This window comes from Legionella clemsonensis (genome assembly GCF_002240035.1).
Classification (GTDB): Bacteria; Pseudomonadota; Gammaproteobacteria; order Legionellales; family Legionellaceae; genus Tatlockia; species Tatlockia clemsonensis.
Map to the genome: position 1 here is coordinate 1,045,930 of NZ_CP016397.1, position 14,054 is coordinate 1,059,983.

Sequence of the window (14,054 nt, forward strand, 5' to 3'; positions counted from 1 at the left end):
CCTACCAGCATTTTTCAACAGTAGCAGTAGGACTACCAAGAGGGCCCGGAGAAATTCCTTTAACGCCCGCCTGATCAAAAGAGAGCGTTTGGCAGGCTTTATCCTGGCTTTGAGCCCCGCGAGGAATTGCATGAAGGGTAAATCGGTGGGTCGTTTGCAGGGTTATTTTTAAAATATACCATTTCTCCTCGGATAAATTAGTTTCTTTCACATCAGTGGGTTTCCCACTAGCCAGCGTTGCGGTTTTATAAGTATGGTTTTGTCCATAAAAATGCTCCATTCGGTTCGCTAAATTAATTAATGCAGTCTGACCATCATAACGTCTGGTATATTGTAAATGAGCAACATAACTTGGGTAGACGAGGTAAATAAAAATAGCCAGTAGGACAAGTACAAGAAGTGATTCAAATAAGGTAAACCCTTTTTCTAACATCATGATTAATAAGTAGGTGCTTGTTGATATGAAGCAGGATCTTCTTGCGATGAAATGATGCTTTTCGAGTTTCTGGCAGAGGCTGAATGAAACAACAGGGTATGTTTAGGATTTTCCGCAGGCAAATTCTGCACGGCATTGCTCAATAAGTTTTCAAGTACACATCCTGTTGACGTATGGGGTAAACGTTCAAATTTCATTGGATCACGAAAATGCTCTACATCATTATGGATTTTATGAAAAGCTTTTTCTTCTTCCTGAGTGAAGGCCCAGTGGTAAAGCTTTCGTCGCTCGACTTGTATTTTTGCTACTAAATATTGTTTAAAATGCCCAGCAATAGTATCCAGCTGACTACAACCATAAGTAATGGCGTAAGCTGTCAGATTACATAAAATTCCTACCGAATGGTCCCAAAAGACACCGGTTATTTTTAAAAATAACCCGATGCCATAGGCAATTCCTCGACTTAAAGGATCAAGAAGAGTCAATAAACTTCGCAACAGAAAGGATAGTGAATCAATAACAGGCAGAACAATAAGGTTTTTAAGCAGCATTAAAGGGGGCAAAAGAAACAGCATGAGCGCATTTAATGTTAAATTAGCCCATTTATTTTCTGCATAATGTCCAAAAGGAGAACGAAATCCATACAGTGGTGATAATCGGAAACCAGGCAAATAACCCCAACTATTGGCACGAGTAGCAAATTTCATCAGCTGATCACCCAATAGCTCCCAATTTCCCAAAACAGCCAGAGACTTACTTAACAATTTAGTGATTCCCCGAAAAGGAACATGAATCAATAAAGAACTAAGTTCTAACACCGGGATAGTTATCATTTCCAAAACAAGATCAGCAAGAGCCGCAAAGAATTGTTTAGTTAGTTTTACAAAAAGATGCTGGCTTTTTTTCAAGCCCGAAAGAAAGCCATTGCGATAGCCGTAGAAATAAGCTTCTACAAACGGTCCGCCCACTAATTTGGCCAAATTAAGCGCTCCGCGAAGCAACCATTTAATTGAACCAAGTAACCAATCATCTCCAGGATGCATAATTGTATCGTAAATAGCAGCCCCCCCTTTTGCTCCTAGCGCTGCATAATTAATATAAGGAAATTGACCCATTTCTTCTTCAAGGCTTGGTACGGTTTTACAAAGACCATAACCTAAAATGATGGCGAGTGAAATAACAATGGCAACCTCGGCAGGCTCTTCCTTTAATAAATCGACCGCCTTGATAAAAAATTGATCCAAATCACCACCAACAACAATGGCCTGCCAGTAAGTCATTGCGGCAGAAATTGCTTCTGAGGTTGTACCATGACTCATCCACTTAGCCATTATTTGCGTAGGTTTAATTCCCTTGATAAGTCCACCAAGATTCAACTTGGTTAAGAGTGAACTTAATGTTTCAGGTGCAATTACAGCGCCTGCCCCATAAACATAAGCTGCCATCGCCAAAGTACCCAGTATTGGATTTTTCTCACTGGTATCAACAAAAAACCCTCCTAAATGACGCAGGACACTTAAAAAACGGTGAAGCGGATTTTCATAGGGTGGTGGACTGGGAGCGTGCTTTTCACGCACGAGAATATAATGATTTTTTTGCAGTTCAGTCCTAACAAATTCCTCTAAAGTTAACCCATTTGCTAATAAACCATGCTCATGCAGTGCTTTTTGTAAATAACTTAATCGATTTAGTTTTTTGCTATCAACGGATGATTGAGGAGTTGATTGTATGTGATTTAAATGAATATGATTGATGAATTCCTGATATAAATCACGCACAAATTGACTGATACTACGAAATAAATAGTTAAAAAAAACAGGCAGACGTGAAAAAAACGCTTTCAACTGTAGACTCGCCCGCTCGGGCAAGTAAAGATGATGCTTTCCTAACTGACTTAACATAAACAAATCCTCTCCGCAGGGTAGAGGAAAAAATAAACCTTGTTCTTGGAAAAAATGAACAGTAACGAGTTCATTGTGTAACCGCAAAATGACCTTATCTGGCAACTTAACCCAGCTGCCATTAGGGCGGCTAATTAACCATTGTGTAGCTTCCTGAGTTGAAGAGGCGTGGGTAGACATTGCTTTTGGATGCTTACTGATACAGCTTATTAAATCGTCTAACGTTGGATAGCCGATTTGAGCAAGACCATCAAGATAATAATAAGGTTTAATTTTAGTGATGGATAATCCATCGGCTCTGGTCTCAATGTATGTTTCTGGACTTGCTTTTTGAGGGTAGGCTAAATGATTCATCCAATCGCGCCCATCTAGCCAGAGTTTTCGCACAAATAATTGCAGGCGTTTAAAACGATTTGCTGGAATATTGCTAAGTGATACAGGGGGGACAAGTCCATATTGTTGACAAATGACTCGAATAGCATCGTTTAATGCTTCTTCATTTTGACCAATATGCAACTCACTATCCCATACAAAAATTTTTTCAGCCGTTTCCTCACTAAAATCAAGTTGATCAATTTTACAGACGGCATGCACGCGGTTAAATTGATAATGTTGCGCAGCTTGGCTACTCTCGTAAAGAATAGTGTCTAATTTACCCTCAGAAACAACAGGATTTGTAGCAATCAATAAATTCTTTCCACGTGCTTCATTAAGAATAGCAATCACTTTTGCACGTAGTTTCTCTTGTCCTTCCCAATCACTCCAGGATAATTCACGCTCTGTCGCAAGTAGCTGAGACAGTTGAGCAATACAGGCAGTGGCTAATTCATATTTTGCACGCTGCGCGTTTGTACGTGGTTGTTGATAATGCGCAGAGCGAATGCAATAGCGATTAACTTGCTGAATGGTGTTGGCGACTAAAGAAGACAGGCGAGCCCCAGGCAAGGCGTTTAGTTTGTGAGGGTCATGAGTTAGTAATAGCAACTGTACGTTTTTTTTATTATGGTTAGCAAAAATACGAAGACAATCATTGCCTGGTAACTTATATTCCATGTTGTAGTAGCCATAGAACACTGTTCCTGCTTGACTACTAATTGCAGAACCTGTAATGGTGGGCATTTCTTCATGAGCATGAGGTTTAACTTGCAGAGGAATAACGGTTTGTAGCCGCTCACCGATTAATTTTACTGGAAACATAGTTTACTACTATAATTTGCCCATCCTTTAGCAAGACTACAAAACTTTATAGTTTTATTGCAAGTAGACGAGTAGAACGGATAAATGTATCTGCTTTTTGAGCACAAAGGCTGCTGGTAATCTGGCAGAGGCGCTGTTAAAATGACTTAAAAATAAACAGGAAAGATAATTGATGACAAGCTATTGCGGCTATATTGCTTTAGTAGGAAGACCAAACGTTGGTAAGTCTACCTTACTAAACCGTCTCTTACATCAAAAATTAAGTATTACCTCCAGGAAGCCCCAAACTACCCGACATAGTATTTTAGGCATACAAACAGTTGATGACTACCAGTATGTTTATGTGGATACTCCTGGAATTCATCAAGGTTCAAAGAAAGTCATGAATCGCATGATGAATAAAACTGCGAAAAGTGTCTTACGTGATGTGGATGCCATTGCATTTCTTGTCGAAGGCACGCATTGGACTGAAGAAGACGAGTACGTCTTGCGTTTAATCAAACAAGTGAATGTTCCTTGCCTGTTGCTGATTAATAAAGTGGATAAAATTGCAGATAAAACGCAGCTATTGCCCTTTATTGAAAAGTTAAGCAGCCTTCATCAATTTGTTAAAATTATTCCTCTTTCTGCTAAAACAGGGACGCAAGTAGAAGAGTTTGAACAAGTAATAAAAGATTATTTACCCGAAGGCCCCCACTTATTCGCAGACGATCAATTTACAGACCGACCTATTCGTTTTCTCTGTGCAGAATTATTAAGAGAGAAGGTTTTTCGTCTCTGTGGGCAAGAGCTTCCTTATTCAACCACGGTAGAAATTGAATCTTATAAAGACGAAGGGAATCTGGTGCGTATTCATGCTTTGATTTTAGTAGAAAAAGAGAATCATAAACGCATCATTATCGGTGATAAAGGAAAGAAACTTAAAGAAATGGCAACCAGTGCTCGTTTGGACATGGAAAAATTATTAGGGAAAAAAGTTTTTCTGCAATGCTGGTGTAAAGTAAAAACAGGCTGGGCGGATGATGAACGTATATTAAAACAATTAGGTTATGACGACTGAACTACTTGAAGCCTGGGTGTTGCATAAACAACCGTCAGGGGAAACTAGTATCCTTGTTACTTTTTTTACACGGGAAAAAGGCATCATTAAGTGCCTGTGCAAGGGAGGCAGGACCCTTAAAAAGCAGGCAATGCTTCAAGCGTTTACTCCCTTATGGATCTCGGTAGATAGCAAAAACGAGCGACATTATGCTCGCCAACTTGAAGCCGTTTCATGTCCCTTTAATTTTAAAGGCGATACATTGTTCGCCGGTTTATATCTTAATGAATTACTCTACTATAGCTTAAGTCTTTCAGATCCTCATCCAGATCTATTTGATAATTACCTTGGAACGCTTCGAGGCTTGGCAACGGTTACTGACAAGTTTGTCATGGAAGCTTTATTAAGACAATTTGAATGGTCTTTATTAGTGGCTTGTGGTCAAGCTATTTCACTGACTGAAGAGGCGCATTCAACAATGTCGATTGATGAAAATAAATATTATCATTTTAAAGCAAACGAGGGATTTATACCCGCCTCGGCAGGATTGCCAGGCAAAGACATACTAGCACTATCGCAGGGGTGTCTGGATAATGCATCAGTTCTTAAGACGGCCAAGGTTATTATGAGACAGGCAATTGATGAATTATTGGACGGCAGAGTTTTAAAGTCACGTGCTTTGTATTTATTGAAGAATTCAGGTTAAGATAAAATAGTTGTAGAGCTGAACCTCTGCTAGTTGTCAGTATACAGGTCGATATAGTTGCCACTGAGAATAAGACGATGGTAGCGAAACTTGCTGAAGCCAGTAACTGGTTTGCGGATTAAACCGCGTAGGATGTTCTAAAGGACACAGTAATATTAAATCGATTTGTCTTTTTTGGATAATTTGTCTTGCCTCTTTTTCATTTGCTTTAAAAAAACGAAGGGTATCTTTCAATCCCTGGGGATTATGATGGTCATTAGTAGCAATGATAGCGTACTGGGTTGAGTAAAGTAATAAAGGGCCATAATTGCTATGAATAAAGAGGGTTTTATCCTTACCAAACTGGGGGGTTTCCAAAAATTTATTGTTAAGCATTAAATGAAACTGTTGCAGGCATAATTGCTGTGAGTCTACGAAGTAATCTTTAATAGTCAGAGAAATTAAGAGTGGCAAGAAGCTCATTACCCCCACTACCATTACTTGCATGCTTTGAGAGGTGTGTTTCATTTCACGAATGACAAAAGAAGCCAATATGATGCTCATAGGAATAGCAAATCCTACCCATCGGTACATGTAAACAGTGAGTAAGGTTGTAGTCGTACTCGCCCATAAGAAAAATAATAGCGGGGTACAAAGGGAGCCTGACAAATAGAGGTAATAGCAATAGCCGGCGCCTATTAAAAAATAACTCAAGATGGCTAGTGCCAGAGAGGGATCTATGCTGAATGGTGAGTAAAATTCAGAAAGAGTAGGAAAAAAATAGTGCAATAGATAGGAATCCACCTGGTTATAAGGTCCGCGATAAAAGCCTGGAAATAAAAAATTCATTACTCCAAACAGAGTAATGATGCTTGCAGCGATAAAAAGAAGCTTAGAAGCAATGCTTTTACTCTTAAAAAATAAGATATAGAGAGTAAAACCTAGCGTTAAAAGAAGAAAAAAAGTCAGGTGCACAATGGAGATAATATCATAGGTGATTGTCAAAAATTGACGGTGTTCAAGAGGAATAATAAGAAGAAAACCGATGCAAAGACTAAGAAGAAAGATAGCAACGGGTTGAGGATTGATTTCTTCTTCGACGAGGGCCAGCCAAAAAGAAAAGCTGTTCCAATAAATAAGGGCAATAGAAAGCTGATGCTAGTCCAGGTGGCAAGACTGACAACTACTGCCGTTATTATGGCAAAACTTCTTCCCTCTGCTTGTATGAACCTTAATAAGCATCCCCAATAAACGATAGAAAGAGGAATGAGTAAAAAATCATAGTCAACACGTAAAGGTATAAAAAAAGTATTAATAAACGGATTAAATAAGAAAGCAAATAGCACAAAAAGTTGTTGAAACACTGACGGTTTTAATGGCTGGATAACCCATAACATTGCCCAAACCGCTATAGCATAAAAAATAAGGGGTAGCCAAAAGCTCCACCAGTAAAGTGCAGTTGTAAGAGGCATGAATAAACTTAACAATAGGGCACCAGTGGCTAGTAGGGCAGTGATAGCTCTTGTCCAACTATGGGTATCCGCTCCCCATGGTGCATTAAGTCGTGGGTTAAAATGCTGATACCAATCTCTGTGCTTTAACAAATCGGAAGCAATGACTAAATGCATATAAGCATCTTGCTCATAGACATAATATTGATGGTGAATAAGATCTTTGATATTTTGCAGATTGCAAAGGAGAATAATAACTAGCGTGATAGCAGCAATTACACACTTTTTAAGCCGTGGTGTCGGTTGCGGTAATTTTGGGTAGAGAGAAGACATAATCTGTCAAATTACTGATTTTAATAAACTATACAGTGTGGAAGCTGTCTTTAAAAGACAGGTTAAGGGTATGCTTTCTGTGGAGCAATATCAAAAAAGCCTACAGGAATGGTTCTTAGGCATAGTCAGGGGATCCTTCAAGCGACGATGTCGCTTTCAGGATGACGTACTAGGATGATGTACTGGAACCTTTTGAGCGTTGTTTAAACCCGTCATCCTGGCATTAACTGCATGAAGGACTTCCTGCAAGCAAAGCTTGATCCGTATAGAGATTCTTACTTACCTCTATTCAGAGGGAAATTCTTTGGAAGCGACAGATTTCTTGGCAGAGGTAAAATACTCCAAAATTTGGCATATAAATCGCTTATATTTGTACAATTACAAAAATGATCACTGCTGAGTATAGATGCAAAATACGTTTCAAGTCATAATTCGTGCACTTTATTTTTATTGATGGTGATGCTATGACAAATAACATTTTGCTAGGCGTAAATATTGATCATATCGCGACAGTTCGTCAGGCGCGCGGTACCCGCTACCCTGACCCTGTACAAGCAGCGATGGAAGCGGAAGAAGCTGGTGCTGATGGAATTACCTTACATATGCGTGAAGACTTACGCCATATCCAGGCGCGCGATGTAAGACTTATTAAAGCTGTTTTGCAAACACGAATGAATTTGGAATTAGCTGTAACCGATGCCATGCTTGATTTTGCTGAAGAGATTAAGCCTGAGCATGCCTGTTTTGTTCCTGAGAAACGCGAGGAGCTGACGACTGAGGGTGGTTTGGATGTTATAGGACATTATCAACAGGTTGCCACTGCGGTACAGCGTTTAAAGGCGATAGGCAGTGAAGTTTCCTTATTTATTGATCCAGATATGAAACAAATTGAAGCCGCTGCTGCTATTGGTGCTCCAGCCATTGAAATTCACACCGGTTGTTATGCAGATGCCACCAATCCGGTAGAACAGGCACATGAATTGCAGCGAATTGCGGAGGCGGCAAGCTATGCAGCCAGCCTTAATTTAATTGTTAATGCGGGTCATGGGTTAAATTATCATAATGTTAAACCTGTTGCGGCAATTAAAGAATTCCACGAACTAAATATTGGCCATGCCATTATCGCCCGTGCTTTATTTAGCGGTTTGAAGGATGCGGTAAGACACATGCGTCAACTCATGTTGGAAGCGAGAAATGATGCTTAATACTGACGCAATCGTTATACGATTAACCGGAGATTCTGGGGACGGGGTGCAACTGGTTGGTGAGCAGCTAACCATTACGGCGGCTTTAACGGGTAAAGATGTAAGAACGCTGCCTGATTTCCCTGCAGAAATTAGAGCACCAGCTGGAACAGTTGCTGGTGTGTCCGGTTTTCAGTTAGCGATGTCAGAGCAGACTATATTTACGGCAGGTGAAACACTTGATGTGCTAGTTGCATTAAATCCGGCCGCTTTGAAGAATTCTTTGGAACATTTAAATCCTGGTGGCTTGTTAATTATCAATGAAGACAGCTTCACGGAAAAAGATTGGCAGAAGGCTGGATTAGACAAGAGTTTTCTGGATAATGCCGCGGAACATTATCAACTTGTTGCTTTGCCTTTGATAACTCAAACGCTGGAGGCTGTTGCATCGGTAGATATTAGTCACGCACAAGCAAAGAAAGCTAAAAATTTTTATGTGTTGGGATTAGTTCTTTGGTTATTTGATTTACCCCCGGATAGCTGTATTGATTTTATTAGAAAAAAATTTAAAGCCAATCCGCCAATTGCGAAAGCTAATGAACTCACCTTATTGGCAGGATTTAACTATGCCATGACGTTGGAGCTTGCTCGCCGCCAATTTATGTTAGGGCAGGTCAGTCGTGAAAATGGTGAATATAGACAGATAACTGGTGTTGAAGCGCTATCGTTGGCAATAGCAACCATGGCTACCAGCACTGAAACCCCCGTTCTAGTTTCAGGCTATCCCATTACCCCGGCATCGGCAATTTTACATGAATGTGTTCGTTTGGAAGATTATGGAGTACGATTGCTGCAAGCAGAAGATGAGATTGCTGCTATTTGTGCCTGTATCGGGGCTGCTTACGGTGGTTGCCTTGCTCTTACCTGTACTTCAGGACCAGGTTTTGATTTAAAAAGTGAAAGTTTAGGGCTTGCCGTCATGGCGGAATTACCGTTGGTATTAGTGGATGTACAACGGGCTGGTGCTTCAACTGGATTACCTACCAAAACCAGTCAAAGTGATTTACGCCAGGCGCTTTACGGACGACATGGGGAAGCACCGTTACCTGTGCTTGCAGCCAAGTCACCCGCTGATTGTTTCAATACTATTTTGGAAGCCTTTCATTTGGCGATTAACTACATGACCCCCGTAATCGTTTTATTAGATGCTTATCTTGCAAATGCTGCTGAGCCCTGGAAAATTCCTTCACTGGAATCATTGGAAATTCCCCAAATCCAGTTTAATCGTTTTCCCAAACCCTATCAGCGTGATGAAATTCTTTCACGCAGTTGGAATGTGCCTGGTACCCCGGGTTTTATTCATCAATTAGGTGGCCTGGAGAAACAGGGTGAAGATGGACGCGTGAGCTATGATGCGGAAAATCATCAGAAAATGGTTAAGCTCAGAGCGGATAAAATTGCTGGTATTGCACGTGAATATGCTGAATTACAACTCGAGGGTGATGAAAGCGCTGACACCTTGGTTGTAGGTTGGGGAAGTACTTACGGCAGCTTAAAATCTGCGGTTAATCAATGTCGTGCTGAAGGCTTGCCTGTAGCTCTCCTGCATTTGCGACATTTAAATCCTTTACCACATCAATTAGGTGATTTACTAGGCCAATTTAATAAAGTGTTAGTTGCAGAATTAAATTCAGGACAACTATGCCAGTTACTTCGTGCTACTTATTTAGTCGATGCTAAGTCAATCAATCAGTGCAGTGGTCAACCTTTTACAGTCAGTCAGCTGGTTAACGCCATTAAATTGGAAATTAATCATGAATAATAGCTATAAACGTGACGATTTTGCCAATGCAACAGAAGTTCGCTGGTGTCCAGGATGCGGCGATTACGCCATTCTGGCTGCGTTGCAACGTGTGTTACCGGAATTGGGTCTGCCTCCTGAGAAACATGTTTTTATTTCTGGTATTGGCTGTGCAGGACGATTGCCTTACTACATGAATACCTACGGTTTTCACACTATTCATGGCAGAGCTACTGCGGTTGCTACGGGTCTTAAAGCCATGCGTGATGATATAACCGTATGGGTAATTACTGGTGATGGTGATGCATTGAGCATTGGTGGCAATCATTTAATCCATTGCCTGCGAAGAAACGTCAATGTTAATATTTTACTATTCAATAATCAGGTTTATGGGCTAACGAAGGGGCAGTTCTCACCAACTTCCCAAAAGGGGCAAGTAACAAAAACCTCTCCCCAGGGGGTTAATAATGAGCCGATTAATCCATTGACTATTGCTCTTGCTTCTGGCGCAAGCTTTGTAGCACGTGCTGTCGATAAAGATCCAGCCCATCTTGCAACCATTCTAAAAAAAGCGTATGAACACAAGGGGTGTTCATTTGTTGAAATCTATCAGGATTGTAATATTTTTAACAATGGTGCTTTTGATGCATTCGCGATAAAAGCAAACCGTGCGGAACAAACAGTGATCCTGAATGATGGCCAACCGTTAATTTTTGGCGCCGAACAGCAATGGGCATTAGATTTAGAGAATGAAATATTGCTACGAAAAGCAATCGGAGAAGCGAGTTATTGTCATGATGCAAGTAATTTTATAGCCGCTATGCGCTTAGCTCGCCTCACCTTTCCCGATTTTCCAGTACCACTGGGTGTTTATTACCAAGAGGAGCGTGAACAATTTACGCTCAATAAATCATTTAAAAAATCGCAAGCGGATTTACCCGCTTTATTTCGTGCTAAAGCCAGCTGGCAGCAAGCCGGTAAGTAAATGGGCTATCGCCTTTCTGGACTATAATTAATATAGGCTTTACAGGGAGAAATCACTGCTTCGGATGAAAGTAGAATTTATCTGCTTTAATTTTCAAAAGCATATTTAAAAGGTGGACGTATGAAATGGATAGTGACAGCGAATTCAAATGCGTGTTGTTTTTATAGTTATGACTCTAAAAAATTAGATGCGTTAAAGTCATTGACGCATCCTAAAGGTAAATTGCAAAATCGCGAGCTGGTTACCGACAGACCGGGACGCTATAAACTAGGCGAGTCCACGCGAGGAGCTTATGAACCTCAAACAGAACCTGAAAAAGTTGAATCAGAAAAATTTGCCCAAGAAATTGCCCGAGAATTGAATAACGGTAGAGTTCATCATCAATTCGATGGGCTTATCATTATTATGCCTGCACAAATGGAAGGCTTACTTTCAAAACATCTTAACAAAGAAGTAAAAGAGCAGATTCACGTGATTTTGCATAAAAATATTATGGACTTCTCCAGAAGTGAACTTCAAGACTATATTAAAAGGCATATTTAATTCTGTTACTTGAAGCAGTATGTCTGCAATGATGATATCGACGTTTTGGGAGAGCAATGTCAAAAATATGATAGCTTTAGACACCCTTACATGCTCCTCAAAGGATTATAAAGTATGTTTATCTAAATGTTGTGGAGTATTTTTTTCTTGAATCAATGAGTCAACTTGTTCACTGGTTTTTATCTGCGCTAGTTCTTTGGGTGTAAAAGAAATTTTTTCAGAAGCAGGTTTTAAATGAGCGTCTTTTAATAATGTACAAAATTCTTGTACGCTGTGAGGTTCAAATAAACCAAAAATATTGCGTTTGATAGAACATGTATCTCGAATAAGAGCAATAATTGCGTCCTGATTGCTTTCATTAAGTGAATTTTTCTCTAACCATTGTGAGATAGCTTTCAATTTTTCAACTTTTGTTTCTGAGTTAAAGTTAAACCAAGTGGCTCGAGTTCCTGCTTTTTTCTGGATATTATCAATTAATGTGTCAACAATTTTTTTAACAATGGGTGCTGCATCTGCTGAGGTGAAATTTAAACTGTTTCTAACATCAGGAGTAGTTCTTTGTGTAGTGGATATTTCTCCCACTGTAGAAAAGTCTTCTACAGTGGCAGTTTCTTTATCGTTAACTCCTGCAGTAAGTAATGGAGACTCATACACTTCACTCATTGTTTCTTCACAAGCTAGATAGCCTTCATGGGCAAGGGAGTTTAGTGCTTTGGAACAAGAGGCCTCAAGCTTATAAAAATCAAGCGAGGAATTGTTTTCTGATTTGGTTAAATACTCGGCTGCTAGACGAAACAATGTTAGGCTGGAAACGAGTTTTTGTGCATCAACAACACCATTCATTAGCGTGGCGGGAGGAATATTTTTTGCTAATTTATCAGTAACCAACTCTACCATTTCCTGATAATGTTGGAAAAGGAGAGGATCTTTTAAATAAGCGCATGCTTCTTCGAAATCCTTAATACCATATTTTTGAGCAGTAGCACTTGACCCAAGCGATTTGAGTTGGGGAAATATATACCAAATCCAATGACCTCGTTTTCTTCCGGAGGCAATTTCATCGTGAGCGTTTTGGTAATTGTCCTTTTGGGCTTCATGAAAACGTTGTAAATTAATTGTCTTACTGCTACCGGTACTTTTTTTAGGCATGATGGTCTCGTGTCTATTGTTATAATGAGCTTAGCACAGCTTTATTAGCGCAATCTTAGGTAAGTAAAATAATCTGAAGATCAACAGGGCGATTTCATCATTACGGTAATTTGCATGATAATCAGGCTCCTTCTTAAGATTTTATAATCTACGTATCGTAACGTAAGTGACTGATTCTACACACTTTAAACCTGTATCTCCTAGTTTTTTATTAAAAAATATACTAAATCTCTTGTTTAAATCGTTTGATTTTTAAACTTTGGTGAAATCGCCCTTCAAAACTATGTCATAGTCTCTTTATTTAGATGAGGTGTTTTGTTGGATTGAGGTGGGCTCCATATTTTCGTTATTTATTTCTTCTGATATCTTTTTGTGAAAACGTTCTAATTTGTTTTGGCTATTTGTATTTGAGAAAAATAACGTCTGTCCAGTCGTTTTGTAATGGACATAGTGAGCAACTCCGAACGTAAGTCCCGCAATAAAATTGACAATCCCTTTTAGTATATATCGAGCCGTTTGTGATACGACACTTCTATCGCTACCTAAAATTTCTTTGCAGTAATTATCTTTTGCCAAATTAAGGTTTGTTATTAAAGTTTTTTTACTATTTAAATCTTTTAAACTTGTATTATGAAATGTTTCTAAGGCAGTAAAGCATTGATGGAAATAGGATTTGGAATGTTTTATCGCATCTTCGTATTTATGAGGAGTATTTTTTAGCTGAGATAAAATGTCATTCACTGCTGTGTAAATTTTTTCCACGCTAGCACAAAATTTTTTATTTTCAATCATTAATTGTATTTGAGCTGGACTAAGTGGAGCGTCAGCCAAGTCTAATATTGCTAAAAGCGCATTACTTGATAACTGGTCATGATGATTAACTATTACCTTTCTAATCAAATCGTTGTTGGACAATAGAGTTAAATGTCTTGAAGTTAATTGTATATTTTTACTATATAAAAGCTTCGTTATTTCAAAAAATTCTTTAGCATTTTTAACCTCATAGGTATCAATAATTTTTTGACGAAAGCTAAAATAGGAGCTGGCAATGTTATTAGAATATTGTCTTCCTTTTAATGCCTCACATTGTTTCATTATGTGATTTAAAGTAAATAATAGTGGCAAATGATCTAATTCATTTAGGTTAGATAAGGAACTTAAGACATTATTTGCTAAGGCCGTGACGATAATCTGCTCCGATATTGAAAGTTTATCTGTATCCATAACATGAGTAACAAGCAATTTCAGAGCATTTTGGGGGTTAAAGTGATAGGCTAAATATATTTGTGCCGCCTGAACCAAACAATCCAAATTATCAGACGCATCCGGACTCAGTCTAATTTTGTCAAT

Annotated in this window: 12 protein-coding genes; 6 read left to right on the forward strand and 6 right to left on the reverse strand. The window is 39.2% G+C overall.

Annotated features, from left to right (window positions below):
- Position 1: 1 nt before the first annotated feature.
- The gene (locus tag clem_RS04535; protein ID WP_094090531.1) at positions 2 to 436 is read right to left on the reverse strand and encodes a type IV pilin protein; all 435 of its coding nucleotides are present in this window, start codon (positions 434 to 436) and stop codon (positions 2 to 4) included.
- Positions 437 to 438: 2 nt separating this feature from the next.
- Positions 439 to 3,534 (reverse strand): hypothetical protein, encoded by a 3,096-nt coding sequence (locus clem_RS04540; protein ID WP_094090532.1) that lies wholly within the window; start codon positions 3,532 to 3,534, stop codon positions 439 to 441.
- Between the two features lie 172 nt (positions 3,535 to 3,706).
- Between clem_RS04540 and era the strand changes: the two genes are divergently transcribed.
- Together era and recO are read left to right on the forward strand one after the other, a co-directional pair.
- Positions 3,707 to 4,594 carry a GTPase Era gene (gene era, locus clem_RS04545; RefSeq protein ID WP_094090533.1) on the forward strand — a complete coding sequence of 296 codons (888 nt, stop codon included), beginning with the start codon at positions 3,707 to 3,709 and terminating at the stop codon, positions 4,592 to 4,594.
- Complete coding sequence (gene recO, locus clem_RS04550) at positions 4,584 to 5,279, forward strand: DNA repair protein RecO (protein WP_094090534.1); 696 nt, start codon at positions 4,584 to 4,586, stop codon at positions 5,277 to 5,279. Before era ends, recO begins: the two co-directional genes overlap by 11 nt.
- A gap of 36 nt (positions 5,280 to 5,315) precedes the next feature.
- On the opposite strand, the gene clem_RS04555 is transcribed toward recO, so the two are convergent.
- Positions 5,316 to 6,107, reverse strand: a complete 792-nt coding sequence (locus tag clem_RS04555; protein ID WP_157698180.1) for a hypothetical protein — start codon at positions 6,105 to 6,107, stop codon at positions 5,316 to 5,318.
- Positions 6,108 to 6,259: 152 nt separating this feature from the next.
- A complete protein-coding gene (locus clem_RS04560; protein ID WP_094090536.1) occupies positions 6,260 to 7,042 on the reverse strand; it encodes a hypothetical protein in 783 nt (260 codons plus the stop codon).
- A gap of 464 nt (positions 7,043 to 7,506) precedes the next feature.
- Between clem_RS04560 and pdxJ the strand changes: the two genes are divergently transcribed.
- The 4 genes from pdxJ (at position 7,507) to clem_RS04580 (ending at position 11,555) form a co-directional block, all read left to right on the forward strand.
- Complete coding sequence (gene pdxJ / locus clem_RS04565) at positions 7,507 to 8,247, forward strand: pyridoxine 5'-phosphate synthase (RefSeq protein ID WP_094090537.1); 741 nt, start codon at positions 7,507 to 7,509, stop codon at positions 8,245 to 8,247.
- On the forward strand, positions 8,240 to 10,048 hold the full coding sequence (locus clem_RS04570; protein ID WP_094092270.1) for a 2-oxoacid:acceptor oxidoreductase subunit alpha: 1,809 nt from the start codon (positions 8,240 to 8,242) through the stop codon (positions 10,046 to 10,048). Before pdxJ ends, clem_RS04570 begins: the two co-directional genes overlap by 8 nt.
- A complete protein-coding gene (locus tag clem_RS04575; protein WP_094090538.1) occupies positions 10,041 to 11,012 on the forward strand; it encodes a 2-oxoacid:ferredoxin oxidoreductase subunit beta in 972 nt (323 codons plus the stop codon). The genes clem_RS04570 and clem_RS04575 overlap by 8 nt, the downstream gene beginning before the upstream one ends.
- A gap of 120 nt (positions 11,013 to 11,132) precedes the next feature.
- A complete protein-coding gene (locus clem_RS04580) occupies positions 11,133 to 11,555 on the forward strand; it encodes a host attachment protein (protein ID WP_094090539.1) in 423 nt (140 codons plus the stop codon).
- Between the two features lie 105 nt (positions 11,556 to 11,660).
- On the opposite strand, the gene clem_RS04585 is transcribed toward clem_RS04580, so the two are convergent.
- Both clem_RS04585 and clem_RS04590 read right to left on the reverse strand, forming a co-directional pair.
- Complete coding sequence (locus clem_RS04585; protein ID WP_094090540.1) at positions 11,661 to 12,704, reverse strand: DUF1810 domain-containing protein; 1,044 nt, start codon at positions 12,702 to 12,704, stop codon at positions 11,661 to 11,663.
- Positions 12,705 to 13,001: 297 nt separating this feature from the next.
- Entirely contained in the window at positions 13,002 to 14,015 is a 1,014-nt protein-coding gene (locus clem_RS04590) for a hypothetical protein (protein WP_232505564.1), read from the reverse strand.
- Positions 14,016 to 14,054 lie beyond the last annotated feature (39 nt).